Source organism: Mycoplasmopsis primatum ATCC 25948, from assembly GCF_000702785.1.
Taxonomy (GTDB): Bacteria; Bacillota_I; Bacilli_A; order Mycoplasmatales; family Metamycoplasmataceae; genus Mycoplasmopsis; species Mycoplasmopsis primatum.
This window is the reverse complement of the sequence record NZ_JNJV01000005.1, coordinates 1-19,273: the sequence shown is the minus strand read 5'-3', so window position 1 is coordinate 19,273 and position 19,273 is coordinate 1. Positions and strand designations below refer to the sequence as shown.

Sequence of the window (19,273 nt, the reverse complement as noted above, 5' to 3'; positions counted from 1 at the left end):
GAGATGCTAAAATGAAAGGAATCTTAGGACGCAAGGTTGGAATGACTCAAATCTATACAGAACTAGGTCAAAGATTGGCTGTTACTGTTGTTGAAGTTAAACCAAATGTTGTTACTAAAGTTCTTACAGCAGATAAAAACGGTTATGTTGCTACCCAATTGTCTGCTTTTGAGAAAAAAGAAAGCAGAGTAAATAAACCTCAATTAGGTCAATTTACAAAAGCTAAAACAACACCTAAGCAATACACGAAAGAAATTCGTGGCATGGAAGGCTACGAATTAGGACAAGAAATTGCAGCAAATATTTTTAAAGCTGGCGAACTTGTCGACATCACTGGAACCTCAAAAGGTAAAGGTTTTGCAGGAACAATTAAGAGATGAAATCAACACATTGGTCCTCAATCACACGGTGGTGGTGGTGGTAGTCAACCAACAAGACAAACTGGTTCATTAGGTGATATATCTGGTAACCGTGTTTTCAAAGGTATGACTATGCCAGGACATTTAGGGGCTGTTAAAACAACAGTTCAAAACTTAGAAGTAATTAGAGTTGATGTCGCAAATAACATAATTCTAATTAAAGGCTCAATTCCAGGAGCTAAAAACTCATTAGTAGTTATTAAAGAAGCAATTAAAGGACTTCCAGCAAAAGAAGTTACAAAACTTGTTGATATTAAAGAAGTTCTTAAAATGAATGAGCTTATTGAAAAAGCTAAAAAATTCAAAATTGAAGTTACAGTTGGTATGACATCAAGTGAATTAGAACCACTTATTGCTAAAGCTGAAGAAGAAGCTGCTGCACAAGCTGCAAAAGATAAAGAAGAAAAAGCTGCTGAAGGAGATAAATAATGGCTGAATTAGAAAAAGAAAAGAAGACAAAAACAGCTTCTACTACTAAAAAAGCTACAACAGCTAAAACAGCTACTACATCATCAACAGCTAAGAAAACATCTTCTACAACTAAAAAGGCTACAACTACATCAGCTAAAAAATCAACTACTGCTAAAAAAACTTCAACTAAAACAATAGAAGTTTCACTTGAAAAAGTTTCAAAACCTAAAAAAGCTACAAAAGCTGAATTAAAAGCTCAAGCTGCTAAAACATCAAGAGCAGCTAAACAAGCTGCTTCTGAATTAGCTGCTGCCAAAGAAAAAGAAGCATTAGCAGAAGCTAATGCAAAAGCTAAAGCTGAAAAAGAAGCTGCTGAAGCACTTAGCAAAATTCAAAAAGAAGCTGAAAAAGCCAAAAGAAAAATGAGCAAAATAACAACTTCAAATCCAAAAATTAAAGTAAGTACATCAAAGGCTCGTGGAATTCAAGAAGAAAGCTTTGCGAAAGTTATAGTGCTTGATTTCGACACAAAGAAATTAAATTCAAAACTTTTTGCTTCACCAAAAATTTATTCACAAGCAATTTTTGACACCATTATATCAGATAGAGCTGCTCAACGTCAAGGTACTCATGATGTTAAAAGTCGTGCAGAAGTAAGTGGTGGTGGCAAGAAACCTTGAAGACAAAAAGGCACAGGTAGAGCACGTGCTGGTTCAACTAGATCACCTATTTGAGTTGGTGGTGGTAGAGCTTTTGGACCTACTCCTGAAAAAAATTACAAACTTAAAGTTAATAAGAAAGTTCGTTTAAATGCCTTTGTATCTGCTTTAACTTTATTAGCAAATAGCAAAGCAGTTATTGTTAATGACTTCAAATTAACCAAAATTTCTACCAAGGAAGCAGTGGCAAAACTAACTGCACTTAAAATTCAAGAATTAAAGCACATTTTACTTGTTACAACAGATGAAATGGTTTATAAATCAGTAAGCAATTTACAAAACGTAATTTGCGTCAAACCAAATTCAGTTTCTGTTGAAAACTTGGTATGAGCAGATGCACTTATCCTATCTAATGAAGCGCTATCTAACTTTGAAGGGAGAATTAAATAATGGAAATCACTCGTGTTATTCATAAACCAATTCTTACCGAAAAGTCAAATTTAGGTTTAGAAAAAAACCTTTATACATTTGAAGTTGAATATAGTGCTAACAAGTACCAAATTAAAAAAGCTATTGAATTTATTTTCAAGGTTAAAGTTTTATCAGTTAATACAATCAAAGTTGATAAACAACCTAAAAACTTAGGACGTTATCACGGTTTTAAAAATAGATATAAAAAAGCTTTAGTTAAATTAGCTGACGGTTATAAGATTACTTTATATCCACAAGAAGAAACAAAACAAGATGAAGCTAAATTAAAGGCACAAGCTGCATCAGCAAAAGCTGAAAAAGCTGCTACCAAAGAAAAAGAAGCTAAATTAGTTGAAAAATTAGCTGCTAAAAAAGCTAAGGCAAAAGTTGAAAAAGCAAGCGATAAAAAAGCAGAACCTGCTAAAGAAAAAGCAGAGAAAACAACTGTAAAAAAGGCTTCAACAACTAAAAAAACAACTACTAAAAAAGAAACAAAATAAGAGGATTAAATTTGCTTAAAAGAAAAATTCCTCACTATTTTTAAGCAAGGAGAATTACAGAAATGGCAATTAAACATTTTAAGCCAGTTACAAATGGTCGCCGTCATATGTCATCTCTTGATTATTCAAAAAATTTAAGCGGTCATGCGCCTGAGAAATCACTTATGGTGATTTTAAAGAAAAACTCAGGTCGTAATAACCAAGGTAAAATTACTGTTAGACACCAAGGTGGCCGTGTAAAGAGATACTATAGGATTATTGACTTTAAACGTAACAAAGATAATATTCCAGCTGTAGTTAAAACAATTGAATATGATCCAAACAGATCAGCAAATATTTGTTTATTAGCATACGCAGATGGAGAAAAAAGATACATTCTCGCCCCAGAAGGCATTAATGTAGGACAAACAGTTATTTCAGGAACAAATGCTGATATATTAGTAGGTAACTGCTTACCATTAGCAAACATTCCAGAAGGTACTTTTGTTCATAATATAGAAATGCAACCCGGTGGTGGTGGCATTATTGCAAGAAGTGCTGGAACATCAGCACAAATATTAGGTAAGGATGACGACGGTAAATATGTTGTTCTACGTCTTAAATCTGGTGAAACACGTAGAATACTTGCTCGTTGTAAAGCAACCATAGGTTCAGTTGGTAATGAAGATCACTTACTTGTGCAATTAGGTAAAGCTGGTAGAAACAGATATCTTGGAACACGTCCAACAGTTCGTGGTTCTGTTATGAACCCTATTGATCACCCACATGGTGGTGGTGAAGGTAGACAACCTATTGGACGTAAGGCTCCATTAACTCCATGAGGTAAAAAAGCTCTTGGAGTTAAAACAAGAAAAACTAAGAAATCTTCAACAAAATTGATTTTAAGAAGAAGAAAGGACACTAAATAATGTCTCGTAGTCTTAAAAAAGGCCCATTTGCAGACGAAAGCCTACTTAAAAAAGTTGATGCTATCGTTGAGGGCAAAGCACCTAAAAAACCTATTAAAACCTGATCAAGAAGATCAACCATTTTCCCAAGTTTTATTGGTTTAACATTCCAAGTTCATAATGGTAAAGCATTTATTGATGTATATGTAACCGATGATATGGTAGGACATAAGTTAGGTGAATTTGTGCCTACAAGAACCTACTCAGGTCACGGTGCTGACAAAGGTAAGAAGAAATAATCATGGATAAACAACAAGCTAAAGCTAGTGTTAAAATGCAAAGAGTTTCAGCTCGTAAAGCTCGTTTAGTTGCTGATTTAATTAGAAATAAAGACGTTAGAGTTGCTCTTGGTATTCTTAATAACACAAACAAAAAATCATCTGAATTATTTATTAAATTACTAAATTCAGCTATCGCTAATGCTACCAATAATCATGGAATGGATGCTACAAAATTATTTATTCAAGAAATCTTAGTTAATGAAGGACCTACACTTAAAAGATATCAACCACATTCACAAGGAAGAGCTTTTTCGATTTTAAAAAGAACATCTAATTTATCAATTACATTAGAAGAAAGGGATTTATAGTATGGGACAAAAAGTTAATCCAAATGGTTTCCGTTATGGAATTAGCAAAAGCATTAACTCTGTATGATTTGCTGAAAAACAAAACTATGGAAGCCTTTTAGTTCAAGATGCTAAAATTTATAAATTCTTCGATAAATTAGTAAGAAAATACCAATTAGGCAATGTTTCAATTAAAAGAAATCAAGCTAATAAAATTACTATCAACTTACAAACTAGCCAACCAGCAAAATTGCTTGGTGAAAATGGTGCAAATATTGAAAAACTTACCAAAGATTTACATATATACTTAAAAAATAAATCACTTGATATTAATTTACAAGTTACTCTTTTAAAACAACCAGAATTAAACGCAAGATTAGCTGCTGAAGCTATTGCGCAAAAATTAGAAAACCGTGAAAGTTTTCGTGTTGCTCAAAAGTTAATTATTAACGATGCCCTAAGAGCTGGAGCCAAAGGCATTAAAACCCAAGTTTCTGGCCGTTTAAATGGTGTTGATATGGCTAGAGCAGAAGGATATAATCGTGGTGAAATGAGACTTCACACTTTAAGACAAAATGTGGACTTTGCTAAAGCAACAGCAAAAACCATTTATGGTGCTATTGGTGTCAAAGTTTGAATTTCAAAAGGTGAAATTTTGGAAGGAGATAAAGAAAATGCTTCAACCAAAAAGAACTAAATATCGTAAACCTTTTTTAGTACGTCATGACAAACGTAGAGCACAAAAAGGAAATACAGTTGAATTTGGAGACTTTGGACTTCAAGCAGTTACATCAGCTTGAATCGACGCTCGCCAAATCGAATCAGCCCGTATTGCTATTACACGTCATATGGGTCGTGAAGGGAATGTTATTATCAGAATTTTCCCTCACTTTTCAAAAACATCTAAACCAATAGGTGTTCGGATGGGTTCAGGTAAAGGTAGTCCTGATAAATGATATTGTGCTGTTAAAGTAAACACTATGATGTTTGAAGTATCAGGTGTTTCAGAAGAAATAGCGCGTGAAGCACTTAGATTAGGTGGTCACAAATTACCAGTTTCATGAAAAATTGTTGCTAAAAGTGAACAAAATCAAGGAGGTAATCAATAATGCTTTATAAAGATATTAAAGTTAAATCACTTGATGAACTCCAAAAATTAGTAAAAGATTTAGAAGCTGAATTATGAACTTTAAATTTTAAAAAATCAACCGGAAGCCTAGACCAAAGCCATAAAATTAAAGCTATTAGACATGATATTGCTAGATGCAAGACTGAACTAAATAAAAGAAATAAAGGAGCTAAATAATGGATAGAAACCAAAGGAAAGTATTACAAGGAAAAGTAACATCAGCTCGTGGTGATAAAACTATCATTGTTGAAGTTGAAAGTTACCGTTCACATGCTTTGTATTCAAAACGTTATAGAGTTGCTAAAAAATTTGCTGTTCATGATGAAAAAAATGCTGCTAAAGTTAATGACATTGTTTCAATTATGGAAACCCGCCCTCTATCTAAAACCAAACATTTTAGATTAGTTGCTATTAAGCAAACTAATAATGAAAGCAGTAAATAATCTATGGTTATTGAATTATCTAGATTAAATGTAGCTGATAACTCAGGCGCAAAAGAAGTGGGAGTTATTAGAGTATTAGGCGGCTCACGTAAAAAAACAGCAAATATTGGTGATGTTATTATATGTTCAGTTAAAAAAGCAATTCCAACTGGAATCGTTAAAGAAGGTCAAATAGTAAAGGCTGTTATTGTTAGATCAAGTTATGGAATTCACCGTCCAAATGGACAACATATTCGCTTTGATGACAATGCAGTTGTGCTTATTAAAGATGATAAGTCTCCAAGGGGTACACGTGTTTTTGGACCTGTTGCGCGTGAATTGCGTGATAAAGGTTATTTAAAAATTGTTTCACTTGCTCCTGAAGTGTTATAGAGGTAATTATGAAAATCAAATTTAGAAAAAATGATGAAGTAGTTATTACAGCTGGAAGTCACAAAGGCAAAACAGGTCGTATTGTTAGAGTAGATCTTAATAGCAATAGAGCAATTGTTAAAGGTATCAATTTAGTAACAAAACACGTTAAACCAAGTCAAGGCAGCGATGGTTCAATTAAAAAAGTCGAAGCTCCTATTCATGTTTCAAATCTTTCAGTATTAACTAGAAAAGCAACAAAAAATGCACCAGCTCAATATTCTAGAATTGGCTATAAAATAGGCAAAGACAATAAAAAAGTTCGTATTTTAACTAAAACTAAGAAGGAATTTTAATTATGGATTTAAAACAAAAATATCAAAAAGAAGTTGTTCCAGCTTTAGTTAAAAAATATAACTATAAGTCAATTATGCAAGTGCCAAGATTAGAAAAAATTGTGCTTAATATGACTGCTGGTAAAGAAGTTTCAAACTCAAAAGCTATTGAAGAAGTGCTTAATGAATTAACACTTATTTCAGGTCAAAAACCTTTCCAAACTCGTGCTAAAAAATCAAATGCTTCATGAAAATTACGTGAAGGTATGCCAATGGGTGGAAAAGTTACATTAAGAAGAGGCAGAATGTGAGATTTTCTTGAAAAACTTATTAATGTAGCTATGCCTCGTATTCGTGACTTTCGTGGTGCTAATCCAAGAGCATTTGATGGTAGAGGAAATTATTCATTAGGTGTTAAGGAAGAAATTATCTTCCCAGAAATTGAATTTGACAAAATTAGAAGAATTAAGGGACTTGATGTCCAACTTATCACATCAGTAAATAATGATGATGAAGCTAAAAGCTTACTAGAATTAATTGGTATTCCATTTGCAAAAGTTGTTAAGGGAGATAAATAATATGGCAAAAAGCTCATTAAAAGCAAAACAAAAAAAATGTCCTAAGTTCTCATCGCGTGCTTACACACGTTGTGAATTATGTGGACGTCCACATGCAGTTTTAAGAAAATATAAAATCTGCCGTATTTGTTTCCGTGAATTAGCTCACGCAGGCAAAATTCCAGGCATGAAGAAAGCGAGTTGATAATTATGTTTATAATAGATCCTATTTCAGATATGATTGTTAGAATTAAAAACGCTAATCAAAGAAAATTTAAAACTGTAATTATTCCTTTTTCAAACAAAAAAGCCAAAATTCTAGATATTCTTTTAGCAGAAGGATACATTTCAAGTTTTATAACCAAAGGTAATGGTAAAGATAAAGTGCTTGAAGTTTCATTAAAATATAAAGGCAAACAATCAGCCATTATTGACTTCAAACGTATCTCAAAACCAGGTCTTAGAGTATATGCACAGGCAAATAATTTACCATCTGTATTATCAGGTTATGGTACTGCAATTATCTCAACCTCAAAAGGTGTAATGACTGAAAAACAAGCTCGTAAGGAAAATGTAGGTGGTGAAGTACTTGCCTACATTTGATAGGAGGTTAAGATGTCGCGTGTTGGAAATAGAGTATTAACTATTCCTGCTGGTGTATCAATTGTTCAAGACGGTACACTAGTGACAGTTCAAGGCCCTCTTGGAAAATTAGAAAAAAGTTTCAGTCCATTAATTGCAATTAAAATTGAAGACAATTCAATTAGCACAATTAGAGCTAATGAAGAAAAAGCAACTAAACAATTACATGGTACAACTAATGCATTATTGTCAAATATGCTTATTGGTGTGTCACAAGGATATAAAAAAGAGTTAGTTATCAAAGGTGTTGGTTTTAAATTTGTATTAAAAGGCAACATTTTGGAAGTTTCAGCGGGTTTTTCTCATGTTATTAATTTAGAAATTCCTGCTGGTATAAAAGTCGAAGTTCCTAAACCAGTAGAGTTAACTATTTCAGGAATTGATAAGGAAATCGTTGGTCAATTTGCCGCAGTTGTGCGTGCTACACGTAAGCCAATTCCTTATTCTGGCAAGGGTGTGGCATATAAAGATGAAGTTATACGTCGTAAAGAAGGAAAAACTGCTTCTAAGTAGTTGAGAAAGGATTTATAAATGGCAACATTATCAAGAAATCAAGCACGTGTTATCAAACATACACGTGAACGTCAACAAATTAAAGGCACTGCTGTTAAGCCTAGATTATGCGTATTTAAATCACTTCAAAACTTTTATGCTCAATTAATTGACGATACAAAGGGAACTACATTAGCAAGCGTTAGCACATTAGAAAAAGGCAAGTACAACGGTAATATTAAAGCTGCTGCTATACTTGGCGAAAAAATGGGTGAAATTATTAAAGGTTTAAAAATTAAGTCAATCGTTTTCGATCGTTCAGGCTATATTTATCATGGACGTGTTAAAGCTTTTGCAGAAGGCGTAAGATCAAAAGGAGTTAAATTCTAATATGGCAGATGTAGAAAAAAAAGAAGTAGAAAAAAAGGTTGAAACTAAAAGACCTGCTACTAGAACACAAAACGTGAACCAAGCTAAAAAACCTACCGATGGAAGCGGTAAAAAACAAATTTGAGAAAAGAAAACAGGTCAAGATTCAAAAGAAACTGCTGCTAAAAAACCTGTTGACCGTAAACCAAGAGTGAAAAACAAAACACGTTTTGGTGAATCAAACAATGAATTTAGCGAAAAAGTTGTAAATATTAGTCGTGTTACAAAAGTTGTTAAAGGTGGTCGTAGATTCTCATTTGCAGCTTTTGTAGTTGTGGGTGATAAAAAAGGTAGAGTTGGTTTTGGACACGGCAAAGCAAATGAAGTTCCAGATTCAATTAAAAAAGCTGTTAAAGATGCAAGAAACCACTTAATCACAGTTCCAATTTTCAACAAAATTACAGTTCCACATGAAATTCATGCTAAATTTTTAGCATCACGTGTAATGCTTAAACCTGCTCCAAAAGGTAAAGGTCTTGTAGCATCAGGTACAGTACGTGCTGTTGTTGAATTAGCTGGTTATACTGATATTTACACAAAAACCTATGGTTCTCGTTCAAAAGCTAATATCGTTAGAGCTACTCTTAAAGCTTTACAACAATTAAGAATGCCTGAACAAATTGCTGATATTCGTGATAAAGAAGTTAAAGACCTTCTTGCTAAATAAACTATAAGGAGAAATTATGAAATTAAGTAATTTAAAATCTAATCCAGGTTCTCGTGTGGAAAAACATCGTGTTGGACGTGGTCATGCAGCCGGCAAAGGAAAACAAGCTGGCAAAGGTCAATCAGGTCAAAATAAAAGACACGGACACAGATTAGGATTTGAAGGTGGTCAAACTCCATGATTCCGTCGTATCGGAAAACGTGGTTTTACTAATGTTAATCACATCGAATATCAAATTATTAATTTAATCGATCTTGAAAATAATTTCAAAACCAATGCCACTGTTGATCTTGAATCGCTTTTTAAAGCAAACTTAATCAAAAGATCAATGCCTGTTAAATTATTAGGCAATGGTACATTAACCAAAAAACTTAATGTTTCACTTCATGCAGCTTCAAAATCAGCTATTGATGCTATTGAAAAAGCTGGTGGAAAATTTGTAACTCTTTAATTATATTAACCAAACTAAATTATAAATTTTATATTTATAATTTTTTTTGACTAAGAAAATCCAAAGGAGAATGATGAGAAAAAAATTAATTTTAGCTTCATTAGCAGGCATTTTACCATTTACTATTGCGCTATCATCATGTAATAATAGCTCAAACAAAGATAATAGTATGCCTGATAAGCCAAATACACCAAGCAACCCTAATAATCCAAGCAACCCAGATAAACCTAACGAACCAAATACACCAAACAACCCAGATAAACCTAACGAACCAAATACACCAAGCAAGCCCAATGTTCCTAACAACCCTAATACACCAAACAATCCAGATAAACCAAATACACCAAGCAAGCCAGACAAACCCAATGAACCAAATACACCAAGCAAGCCTAATAATCCTAATAAGCCTAATCCAGATAAGCCAAATGACAAGTCAGAAAAATATGATGATGCTAAACATCGTAGTGAATTAATAAGTTTATTCCATTTTAATGTTCATGATTATGCCTCAAATAATTTTGATAGGATAAAGCCATTAAAAAATGATAAATTTAATTTAACTAACATTAAAATAAGTGAAATTGATGATTTAAAAGGTTTTATAAATTTAAATATTGATGGTTTATATAATAATAATTCATTTTCAACATCAGTTAAAGTTGATGGCTTTTTAACACCTAGGGTTGGTGATAAATTATCAGATGATCTCAATATTAAAATTAGCAACATTAAATTAATAGAAGAAAATAAAACTATTGATGATTTATTAAAAATGGAATCAAAGGCATTATTTGATTATTTTACTGAACTTCAATGTTTTACAAAAGATCATAATCTTATTGATGTTTTAAACCTTTTAAAAGAAACTGCCTATCCAAGTTATAGTGCCCCAATCTTTAAAATTTATAAAGATGGTTCAGATTATTTTTTAAAATTGCAAATCAAATTAATTTATAAGCATTATATTAATAGTCAATGAGAAAACAAAGAAGTGGTGATTTTTGAAAACCTTAGAAAAGCATTGCCAAATGATCACTCTTATACCAAAGAAGATGTTTTAAGTTATTTATTGCATGACAAAGTTAAATTTATTAAAGATATAAGAGAAGCAAAAAAAGATTTTAGTTACGCTTCTGAATATAAATACTTTTATGAAAAAATAAAAGCCAATTTAGATCCTGCATTTGTTAAATTTGAAAAAGAAAATAATTATAAAGCGCAATATGGCTTTTCAACCTTTTCATACCAAATTCAATCTGCTGGTTATGATGATTTAAGCGGTCAACTTCATTTACAAGTAGCTTTGATTGGATATGATAAAACAGGAAATGAAACTGTCTCTAAGTCTCAAGAAGTTACTATATCAGGCTTCAAAAAACTTAGTCAAGAATACTTTTTTAAAAATTTTGGTATAACAGAAAAAAATCCTAAAAATCCAAAATGAGAAAAGATTAAACAAGAATTAGCTGAGTTATACAATAATTCAACAAATAAAGAAAAATTTTTAACAACTGATAGCAAATATTTTAATTCACAAAACGGTTATTGAAATATTATTCGCCCAGCTGAAAAAGGAAATATAGTTGAAGATAATAACATTTGAAATATGATATTTCTTGGTACCGGCCAAAGTCTAATTATAAAAGGTTATGATAAAGATAAAGATTTAGTCGTTGATAGCAATAATAATAAATTTTCATTATCTGGCGCATATGTAGAGTTTGTTAAAATAGATAATTTCCAAAAAGAAAATAATAAGTTAATGTGTGATTACCATTTTAAAATTACTTTTTCAGTAAAAAATAATCCAAATGCTTACATTCTAACAGAAAAAAGTATATCAATTGAGAAAACTATTACTGTTACTTTAAACTAAAATATTTTAAAAATTTACATTGTAATTAAATTTAGCAAAATTCCATATATGCCTATAAAAAAGACGTATATGGAATTTTTGATTTGCTAACTGGGAAAGTCTTAACTATAGTCAATTTTAGTTATGAGGAATATATTTTGCATTCAAATATTCATTAAGGCTCAAAATTAACTATAAAACACTAAGAATCTTTTCCAATATATCATAGAAAGAAGCAACATTTTCAATTTTTGGTATCATTTGTTATAGTAAATACATTTTAATAATAAGAAAATTAAGGAGTTTTTATGAACTATAAAAAAATATTATTAAGTGGTGGTGCTACAATGGCAGCAATATCATTACCATTAACAGTTGTTGCTTGCACCAAATTAACAAAAAAACAAAGAGAAGTTAAAGCAAAATATAATGAATTAGTAAAAATTTATGAAAAAAAGGGTGGTGTAGTTCCTGAAAAAGAAAAATACACTGATGAACAAATTGCTAAAATGAATGATACTGAATGCGATATTGCTATTGCAGCGCTAGCAGTGTTAATTGAAGCAGCAAAAATTTTACCTAATAAACCTGGTAAATAATAAGTATTGATTATCTACCTCATATTTAATATAACTAAAAAGTCATACTGTCTTTTTAGTTTTTTATCAAAGTATTAATCAAAATTTATAAATCATATTTATTGAAAGGTTCAAATGAATAAAATAATTTACGATTATAAATACACATTTAAAGATAATAATAATCCAAATGAAAATATTGTTTTTTGTCATGGTTTTAATTCTTCGCCAGAGGTATTTAAAACATTTGAAAAATATTGAACAAAATCTAATTATTATGCATTGCAATTTCCAGGCAATCAAGGTGTAAAAGCTGTTAATAATCACGATGTTTCTGTTCCACAATTTGCCCAATTAGTTGTTGACTTTGTTTTAAAAAATAATTTAAAAAATGTTACATTAATAGGACATTCTATGGGTGGCGGAACAATAGCATTGGCCTACAAATTACGTCCAGATTTATTTAAGAAAATGGTTTTTATTGCACCTATGAATAAAACCTCACTAGCTCGCGCTACTGATTATAAAAATAGTTATTTCCCTAAAACATTTGATGAATATTTAACTTTTTTAGAAGCTTTATATTACGACATTAGTAAATTTACATCAAATAAAGAATGGATGGAAGAAGCACAAAGTAATTTTGACCCTATGGAATACAATAACCCAACTATTATTAAACTTGGTTTATCTTTACCTGTTTTATCATTGCATAATGAAATCGAAAAAGGATTAGAATCAATTAAAGTGCCTGCACTCTTAATTTTAGGTGAAAAAGATGGTGTCATAGATAAAGATAATTGTCTTAAATACTATCAAGAAAAGGTTTCAAATGTAGAAACTGTATTTATTCCAAAAACAGGACATATGATGTTTGAAGAAAATTGAGAAGCATTTATTAAAATATTAAGCAATTTTTTAACTAAATAATAATAATTAGTTTGAAGTTTCATAACTTCAAACTTTTTATATTATGCTTTTTTATAGATATTTTATAATTATTATCACTATGGACAATTCAGCAAGAAAAGATGATAATGTTCTAATTAAAATAGATGATCTAGCATTTAAATATAACAAAAAACAACAACAGTTCGATATTCAAATTAAGGAGTTAAAATTACCTAAAAATGAGATCATATCATTGCTTGGGCCATCAGGTTCAGGTAAAACTACGTTATTAAATTTATTATTAGGTTATCTTAAACCTAGCAAGGGCACTATTTCTATTGATGGTGATCCTAAAATGAATGAAATAGCGTATATTATGCAAGAAAACTCAGTTTATGAGAATGTATCAGTTTTTAATAATGTCTTTTTAAGTGCTAAAAACAGCGAAAAATGGAAAAATATTGTTAGAAAAAACTTTTTAGATAATTATTTTAGCAATATAACAGCAACCAAATTAATTAAAATCTACAATGAATATTTAGATGCTGTTAGTGATAGTAAAAAGAGTAACTTTATAAAAAAGTTGAAATATTTTAAATTGATCTGATTTTTATTTTGAAACAAAAATAATAAAAGCAAGTTTAAATTTTTAAATTCAATTAGGTTAAAAACTTTATTTAAATCAGAATTAGAACAAATAGCACAAAAATTAGGAATTGAAAAATTATTAAATAGAAATGTTAATGAACTATCAGGAGGTCAAAAACAAAGAGTAGCTTTTGCTAAGGGAATAATCAAAAGAACTGCTCTTGTTTTAATGGATGAACCATTTTCAGCATTAGATGCAAAAATAAAAGAGTCCACTATTGATTGACTAATTAACATTAAAAAAGAATTTAATCTAAGCATTATTTTAGTAACACATGATCAACATGATGCTATTAAAATCAGTGACAAAATCATTCTAATGGATAAAGGTGAAGTCCAACAATTTTCTAATGTGTCGCAAATGTATGAAAATCCAGCAAATTTATTTGTCGCTAAATTTATTGGTTCACCAGAAATAAATTTCGTTAAACAAGAAAACGACATCAGCTATTACATTAGGCCATACAAAATTCATTTAAAAAAAGACGATAATAGTCCTTATCAAATTATTAGTAAAAAGAATTTTGGTGATTTGACTCATTATGATATCAAAGCTAGCAATGATGAAGTGTGAAAAGTTGTTCTAAATAATGATGATTTTGAAATCGGACAAAAGGTTTGCTTAGATTATTCTGACTCTGATATTTTATTGTTTGATGAAAAAGGAAACAGAGTTTATGAAAAAAAATAATCCTAAAATTTTTAAACTATTAACCATTTTTGCTCTTATTGCTCCTTTACTAATTTGTATATTAATTTTCACATTAATACCAATATTTAGAACATTTGCTTCATCACTTAAATTTTATCCTGACCCTACAAATCACACCATACATAAAATAGGGATGGGAAATTATAAAAAAATTTGAAATGATGATCAATTTTTAAGCGCTATTAAAAACTCAACGGCTGTATTATTTGTTGCCACATTTATTTCATTTTGTGCTGCTTTTGGTTTTGCGCTATTAATTGAATCAATACTTTCTAAAATTTCAAAAAACTTTTTTCTCACACTAATTTTTTCACAGTTCTTTATTTCAAGCTTTGCTGTTGGAATTGCATTCACATTGTTTTTTGGTGAAAAAGGGCTGTTTTTCAAGATTATTGGTCAAAATGAATATGGTTTTACTAACGGAAATAAAAGAATTCCAATTTGAATTTATTATTCAATTTTTCAAATTTGAAGATCATTACCATTTAACACAGTTTTACTAGCCTCAGCTATTAACCTTGCTGATATTAAATATAAAAAGATGATGATTAATGATAATTTATCATTAATTCAACGTATTAGATTTATATATATTAATCAAATATCAAAAGTGTTTTTTTCTATTATATTCACTAATTTTATTTTTGCATCACTGCTATTACCTGATGTTCTGCTTGATTCAACTTATGATATTGATTTATGAAAAGCTCACACTCTTACTAGTTATACAATCAAATATATGGGCGGTGGTTTAAATGGTTCACTAGAATTTGAAAAAGGTTATGCATCAGCTTTCTTTAGTTTTATATATTTACTATTTATTATTTGTCTAGTTCAATTGCTTAGACCTAAATATATACTGAAGATCAGTAAAAAAATAAAATATTGATACTTAAAATTTAAAAACAAGGACGCTCAAAATGTGATTAAAGTTAGGTAAAGAAATTGGAAAATATTTAATAATCTGTCTATTATGTATAATGGTTTTATTCCCATTATATTATTTACTTTTATATGCATTAATGTCTGATAGATCTTTACTTGATAGTAAAATATTTTTGTTAATTAAAGAATGGAACTGGTCAAATTTTAGTGATTTATTTGCTAAACCTTTTTTTATTGCTTTCGCTTACACATTAGTTTTTTCTACAATACTGATTTTGTTAAGAATAATAACTTACTCATTAGCTATTGCTGGTTTGCTTAAAATGAAAGAAATATATCAAAAAATATTTCAATATTTTTTTCTAATGATAAGTTTAATACCTGAATTTTCAATCTATTTAAGTTTGAAGTTTGTTTTATTGAGACTTAATCTTGTTGCTACTGTTTTTGCTTTTGTAACAAATGCAATATTTTCATTTTTCACATTTACATATATTTTTAACATTGCTAAACACACTAGTGTTGAAAAAGAAAAAATAATATTAAATGACAATCTTAAATGATTTGATAAATTAATATATGTTTATTTGCCAAAATTAAAATTAGCATATTTTCTGTTAATCATTTTTTCATTTGTTTCGGTGTGAAATGATTATTTATGACCTTTGTACATTTTAACTGAGGGCTATTCAAACCTTACTATATGATATTTAAATCTAGGGCATGAACCTGGTTTTGTTAAATATAACATTCAAGCTGCTGGTGCACTAATCTCCGTTTTAATACCTTTAATTATTTATTTTGTATTTAGTAAAAAAATTAGAAGATTCAATTAAAAAATGGAAATTTTTATATGAATATTATGTCTTTTTATAACAGTATTATAATTTAGTCTCAATTTTAAAAAAACTATTTTATTTAATAAATATAAGGAGAAAAATGAAAAGAAATTTTTTTAAAATTTCAGCGGCATTAGTTGCAACAAGCATCATTCCTGCTTCTACTATTGCCTGCAATGATGAAAAACCAAAAGATAAAAAAAATGAGATTGTGTTTGCTATGCCACAAGGACCATTCTTTCCTTTAAGTATGGGAATTAAAGCATTAGTTAAATACTATAACGAAACTTTTAAAAATGAAACAGGGTTCAAACCGGTTAAAATGCAATTTGCACAAGATATCAAAATATGAAGCGAGTTTGAATTAATTAAAAAAATAAAAGAAAATATTACTTTAGGAAATAATCAAGCACTTCCTAATCTTGTTCTAGGTGCTCAATCAGGTGCATATGTTTTAAATCAAGACAGAAGATTGCTTGATGTATCAGATCAAGGAATTAATAAATCATTATTCAATAGTAAAATTGCTGACTTACACTCAAAATTAGCCGGTCAAAATTCTAAGGAGGATAAAATTTATAGTATTCCATTTGATAACTCTGATGTTGATTCAGTTGTTTATAATTTAGACCTTCTTAACTTAATGTTAAATTTAATTCAAGAAGGTAAAGGCACAATTGATGAAAAAGCAGATATAGTGATAAGAGCAAGAAAAGCTGGTGTTGCTGGTGTAGGAAATGATATTCCTGAAAACAGTATTTGAAAAGCCTTAAAGTTAAAAACTGCTGATGCTTTTAAAGATTTAACTATTAATGATGAAACCTTCCAATCAATTAAAAGCATTAGAGATTTAGCGCTTGCCTTTCATAAAGGTGTGCAATTAGATACAGCTAAAATCAACAAAGATACAATTACTGGTGAAGTATTATCAATGGATTATGAAGAAGATACATTCATTAAAGAATTGCACGCTAGCTTGCCAAAAGATAAATCAATTTTTGACTTAGACACTTCAACAGGAACTTTTAAAGTTAAATATAATTTGCCTAACGACAGTGAAGTTAAAGAAAAATTTACCAAATTATGAAATGATTACGAAAAATCTATTTCTATATATAAACATGAAGTTGATAAAAATAATAAAGTATTTCAATCTATAAAATATATGGAAAGTGCTAAAGTTGAGTGAGGTTCATGGAATATTAGAGAATACAAAAGCGCAATAAGTTTTGCAGCTAGTGTTGGGGCAAATCAAAATAAAAACACGCCATTTTCAAAAGATTACTTTGGCAAGGAAGACCCTGATAAATTTGAAAAAATGAACGCAAGAGACGAAGATGTGTTTATGGCACCTCAATTAACTGTTGCTCAAAAAGGACAACAAGAAATTTTCCATGAAGGTGGTTCTAGTCTTTTAGGTATTGATACAAAAGACGCTGAATCAAATGAAGCAACCAAAATGTTTTTAAAATGACTATACACCGGTTCTAATAAAATTGCTAATCCAGAAGTAGCAGAAGAAAATTGAAAAACTTTTGCCAAAACAACAGGTTATATTATTCCACTCAAAAGTGTTGTTAACGAAGGAACTGCAAACTGATTTGAATCAGAAATTGAAAAACTTGAAAAGAAAATTTCTGATTCTAAGACTAATACAGCAATTAAAATTGCAGATAATGAAATCAGCACATTGAACTATTTAAGGTCTTCATTACTTTCAATTAAATCAATTTTAAAATTAGAATCAAAAGATGGAAAAGTTATAGCCAAAGTTAATGCTACTGATGATAAATCAAAATCAATTATTAATAAAATTAGCTCATCATTATTTAACCGTACAGTTTTCAACAATCCTACAACTGTATCTTCTGAGGAAATGATTAAAATTTTTGAAGAAAAAATCAAATAATAAAGATATACTAACATTAAAAAGTATGCCCGTCATAAAGGCATACTTTTATTTAAATTTAGCATTATTAGCGAGTTCTATAACAATTGGCTTGCTATTCGTATTAAAATCTCTAATGTCCTTATAGTCATAAAATAAGTATTCTAATCTAAAACTATTATCATCATTTATATAAAAAATTAACTTTGATCCAATTGGATATTTTTCAGGTTGACCATGCTTTGGAACTTCTATATCTAAGGCTGCTAAAATTGTTGCTATATTGATATCATGACCAACAATAGCTGTTATGTCAGCATCATTATTAAGTTCTTTTTTAATTAATTTATAGACATTTTTTGGACTATCAAGTGCTAGCTGTTTGTTAGCTCATAATGCATCAATTACATAATCTTTACTTAAAAGCAATAATTTAAGATCATCAATAAAATTTTGTGATTTAAAAATATCATTTTCATTAAAACCAAAGTAATATTTAAGTTGGAGTATATCAGAAGTGCTAGATGAATAAAATAATGGACCAGTAGCTTCAAATCAGCCATTATCTTTAAAATGTAAACTTGTTTTTTCAGTGTTATATTTACATTGTTTATCTAAATTAAATAAAGTATTGATTTTGTCATATATGCCTTTTTTATTGGCTTTTTGGTCATAATAAGACAATTTATTTTCATCAAAATATTTTGAATCAAAGTACACTAATTTAAATCATTCATTTTCGCTTTTGAAACTTGTGTCTTCACATTCAATTGTTTGATTAGAATCAGGTTTTAACCCTTTTGCGAGCATTTTAGCCGTTTCATATGTTCTTTGGGTTGAGTTGGCAATAATTTTTATATTAGTTTCATTATTAATATTAAGATAATGATTTAAAAACTTGCCAAATGCTAATTCAATTGATGCACCTTTATCAGTTAAGTGTGCTGTTTTGTTTGAATCAAAGTTTCAATTTGCTATATCTTTATTATAAATATTTACTGACTTCTCTCTAAAATTAAATGGATATCTTAGACCATGTCTTGAAAAAATTATTATTTTCATAATTGTTCCTTTATAGTATGCTAATTTTTTATGTATAAAATAATAATAAACAAAAAATATAAAACGTGATTTAAAAAAATTATTTAACTAGTAAATAAATAAAAGCAACTTTGACTGTTTTAGAATTTGAAGTTCCCGAGTTTCTGAGTTTGACCCATTTTTTGGGTCATTTTTTATACTTAAATACTTTGTATTTAAAAAAACTAATTATTTATTACAATTACATACAATTTATGCTATAATTAGCATATGGGAAAATATATAATTTTAATAAATAGCAATGGAAAATTTGATTATTGTCATGTGGTTCAATCAGGCGGTTTTTCAAAAGGTTTTAAAAGAATTGCTTGTTTAGGCAATGTAAATACACTCAAGGAAATTAATCCTAATTTTTTAGAGATTTTAAAAGAAAAAATAGAAGATTTTCAATCGATTGAAGACAGA

28 protein-coding genes are annotated in these 19,273 nt (G+C 29.3%); 27 read left to right on the top strand and 1 reads right to left on the bottom strand.

Annotated features, from left to right (window positions below):
* Window positions 1-11: 11 nt before the first annotated feature.
* The 26 genes from rplC (at window position 12) to T386_RS0100920 (ending at window position 17,788) form a co-directional block, all read left to right on the top strand.
* Window positions 12-848, top strand: a complete 837-nt coding sequence (gene rplC / locus T386_RS0101045; protein ID WP_029513324.1) for a 50S ribosomal protein L3 — start codon at window positions 12-14, stop codon at window positions 846-848.
* On the top strand, window positions 848-1,939 hold the full coding sequence (rplD, locus tag T386_RS0101040) for a 50S ribosomal protein L4 (RefSeq protein ID WP_029513323.1): 1,092 nt from the start codon (window positions 848-850) through the stop codon (window positions 1,937-1,939). The genes rplC and rplD overlap by 1 nt, the downstream gene beginning before the upstream one ends.
* On the top strand, window positions 1,939-2,460 hold the full coding sequence (gene rplW, locus T386_RS0101035) for a 50S ribosomal protein L23 (protein ID WP_029513322.1): 522 nt from the start codon (window positions 1,939-1,941) through the stop codon (window positions 2,458-2,460). Before rplD ends, rplW begins: the two co-directional genes overlap by 1 nt.
* A 62-nt stretch (window positions 2,461-2,522) precedes the next feature.
* The gene (gene rplB / locus T386_RS0101030) at window positions 2,523-3,368 is read left to right on the top strand and encodes a 50S ribosomal protein L2 (protein ID WP_029513321.1); all 846 of its coding nucleotides are present in this window, start codon (window positions 2,523-2,525) and stop codon (window positions 3,366-3,368) included.
* Window positions 3,368-3,646 carry a 30S ribosomal protein S19 gene (gene rpsS, locus T386_RS0101025; protein WP_029513320.1) on the top strand — a complete coding sequence of 93 codons (279 nt, stop codon included), beginning with the start codon at window positions 3,368-3,370 and terminating at the stop codon, window positions 3,644-3,646. The genes rplB and rpsS overlap by 1 nt, the downstream gene beginning before the upstream one ends.
* Window positions 3,647-3,648: 2 nt before the next feature.
* Complete coding sequence (gene rplV, locus T386_RS0101020) at window positions 3,649-3,996, top strand: 50S ribosomal protein L22 (protein WP_029513319.1); 348 nt, start codon at window positions 3,649-3,651, stop codon at window positions 3,994-3,996.
* Between the two features lies 1 nt (window position 3,997).
* Complete coding sequence (rpsC, locus tag T386_RS0101015) at window positions 3,998-4,672, top strand: 30S ribosomal protein S3 (RefSeq protein WP_029513318.1); 675 nt, start codon at window positions 3,998-4,000, stop codon at window positions 4,670-4,672.
* Entirely contained in the window at window positions 4,650-5,084 is a 435-nt protein-coding gene (rplP, locus tag T386_RS0101010; protein WP_029513317.1) for a 50S ribosomal protein L16, read from the top strand. The genes rpsC and rplP overlap by 23 nt, the downstream gene beginning before the upstream one ends.
* Window positions 5,084-5,281: a 50S ribosomal protein L29 gene (rpmC, locus tag T386_RS0101005; RefSeq protein ID WP_029513316.1), complete on the top strand. Its 198-nt coding sequence runs from the start codon at window positions 5,084-5,086 to the stop codon at window positions 5,279-5,281. The genes rplP and rpmC overlap by 1 nt, the downstream gene beginning before the upstream one ends.
* The gene (gene rpsQ, locus T386_RS0101000) at window positions 5,281-5,547 is read left to right on the top strand and encodes a 30S ribosomal protein S17 (RefSeq protein ID WP_029513315.1); all 267 of its coding nucleotides are present in this window, start codon (window positions 5,281-5,283) and stop codon (window positions 5,545-5,547) included. The genes rpmC and rpsQ overlap by 1 nt, the downstream gene beginning before the upstream one ends.
* 3 nt (window positions 5,548-5,550) lie before the next feature.
* Entirely contained in the window at window positions 5,551-5,919 is a 369-nt protein-coding gene (gene rplN, locus T386_RS0100995; RefSeq protein ID WP_029513314.1) for a 50S ribosomal protein L14, read from the top strand.
* Window positions 5,920-5,927: 8 nt separating this feature from the next.
* On the top strand, window positions 5,928-6,254 hold the full coding sequence (rplX, locus tag T386_RS0100990; protein WP_029513313.1) for a 50S ribosomal protein L24: 327 nt from the start codon (window positions 5,928-5,930) through the stop codon (window positions 6,252-6,254).
* Window positions 6,255-6,256: 2 nt separating this feature from the next.
* Window positions 6,257-6,811 (top strand): 50S ribosomal protein L5, encoded by a 555-nt coding sequence (gene rplE, locus T386_RS0100985; RefSeq protein ID WP_029513312.1) that lies wholly within the window; start codon window positions 6,257-6,259, stop codon window positions 6,809-6,811.
* A gap of 1 nt (window position 6,812) precedes the next feature.
* Window positions 6,813-6,998, top strand: coding sequence for a type Z 30S ribosomal protein S14 (locus T386_RS0100980; protein ID WP_029513311.1), 186 nt, complete (start codon window positions 6,813-6,815; stop codon window positions 6,996-6,998).
* Window positions 6,999-7,000: 2 nt separating this feature from the next.
* The gene (rpsH, locus tag T386_RS0100975) at window positions 7,001-7,396 is read left to right on the top strand and encodes a 30S ribosomal protein S8 (protein WP_029513310.1); all 396 of its coding nucleotides are present in this window, start codon (window positions 7,001-7,003) and stop codon (window positions 7,394-7,396) included.
* Between the two features lie 9 nt (window positions 7,397-7,405).
* Window positions 7,406-7,945 (top strand): 50S ribosomal protein L6, encoded by a 540-nt coding sequence (gene rplF, locus T386_RS0100970; RefSeq protein WP_029513309.1) that lies wholly within the window; start codon window positions 7,406-7,408, stop codon window positions 7,943-7,945.
* 18 nt (window positions 7,946-7,963) lie between these two features.
* Entirely contained in the window at window positions 7,964-8,314 is a 351-nt protein-coding gene (gene rplR / locus T386_RS0100965; protein WP_029513308.1) for a 50S ribosomal protein L18, read from the top strand.
* Between the two features lies 1 nt (window position 8,315).
* Window positions 8,316-9,020 carry a 30S ribosomal protein S5 gene (rpsE, locus tag T386_RS04270; protein ID WP_029513307.1) on the top strand — a complete coding sequence of 235 codons (705 nt, stop codon included), beginning with the start codon at window positions 8,316-8,318 and terminating at the stop codon, window positions 9,018-9,020.
* Between the two features lie 16 nt (window positions 9,021-9,036).
* Window positions 9,037-9,471: a 50S ribosomal protein L15 gene (gene rplO, locus T386_RS0100955; protein ID WP_029513306.1), complete on the top strand. Its 435-nt coding sequence runs from the start codon at window positions 9,037-9,039 to the stop codon at window positions 9,469-9,471.
* Between the two features lie 73 nt (window positions 9,472-9,544).
* Window positions 9,545-11,347 carry a hypothetical protein gene (locus T386_RS04525; protein ID WP_029513305.1) on the top strand — a complete coding sequence of 601 codons (1,803 nt, stop codon included), beginning with the start codon at window positions 9,545-9,547 and terminating at the stop codon, window positions 11,345-11,347.
* 287 nt (window positions 11,348-11,634) lie between these two features.
* On the top strand, window positions 11,635-11,925 hold the full coding sequence (locus T386_RS0100945) for a hypothetical protein (protein ID WP_029513304.1): 291 nt from the start codon (window positions 11,635-11,637) through the stop codon (window positions 11,923-11,925).
* A gap of 114 nt (window positions 11,926-12,039) precedes the next feature.
* A complete protein-coding gene (locus T386_RS0100940; RefSeq protein ID WP_029513303.1) occupies window positions 12,040-12,834 on the top strand; it encodes an alpha/beta fold hydrolase in 795 nt (264 codons plus the stop codon).
* A gap of 79 nt (window positions 12,835-12,913) precedes the next feature.
* Complete coding sequence (locus tag T386_RS0100935; protein WP_029513302.1) at window positions 12,914-14,134, top strand: ABC transporter ATP-binding protein; 1,221 nt, start codon at window positions 12,914-12,916, stop codon at window positions 14,132-14,134.
* Entirely contained in the window at window positions 14,121-15,095 is a 975-nt protein-coding gene (locus T386_RS0100930) for a carbohydrate ABC transporter permease (RefSeq protein ID WP_029513301.1), read from the top strand. The genes T386_RS0100935 and T386_RS0100930 overlap by 14 nt, the downstream gene beginning before the upstream one ends.
* A complete protein-coding gene (locus T386_RS0100925; RefSeq protein ID WP_029513300.1) occupies window positions 15,076-15,876 on the top strand; it encodes an ABC transporter permease family protein in 801 nt (266 codons plus the stop codon). The genes T386_RS0100930 and T386_RS0100925 overlap by 20 nt, the downstream gene beginning before the upstream one ends.
* 103 nt (window positions 15,877-15,979) lie before the next feature.
* Window positions 15,980-17,788: a P68 family surface lipoprotein gene (locus tag T386_RS0100920; protein ID WP_029513299.1), complete on the top strand. Its 1,809-nt coding sequence runs from the start codon at window positions 15,980-15,982 to the stop codon at window positions 17,786-17,788.
* Between the two features lie 48 nt (window positions 17,789-17,836).
* Here the strand turns inward: T386_RS0100920 and T386_RS0100915 are convergent, their stop codons facing one another.
* On the bottom strand, window positions 17,837-18,829 hold the full coding sequence (locus T386_RS0100915; RefSeq protein WP_029513298.1) for a histidine-type phosphatase: 993 nt from the start codon (window positions 18,827-18,829) through the stop codon (window positions 17,837-17,839).
* Between the two features lie 249 nt (window positions 18,830-19,078).
* Here T386_RS0100915 and T386_RS04265 point away from each other — a divergent pair.
* Window positions 19,079-19,273 (top strand): hypothetical protein (locus T386_RS04265; protein ID WP_036459844.1); only part of this gene is annotated, 195 nt, incomplete at its 3' end.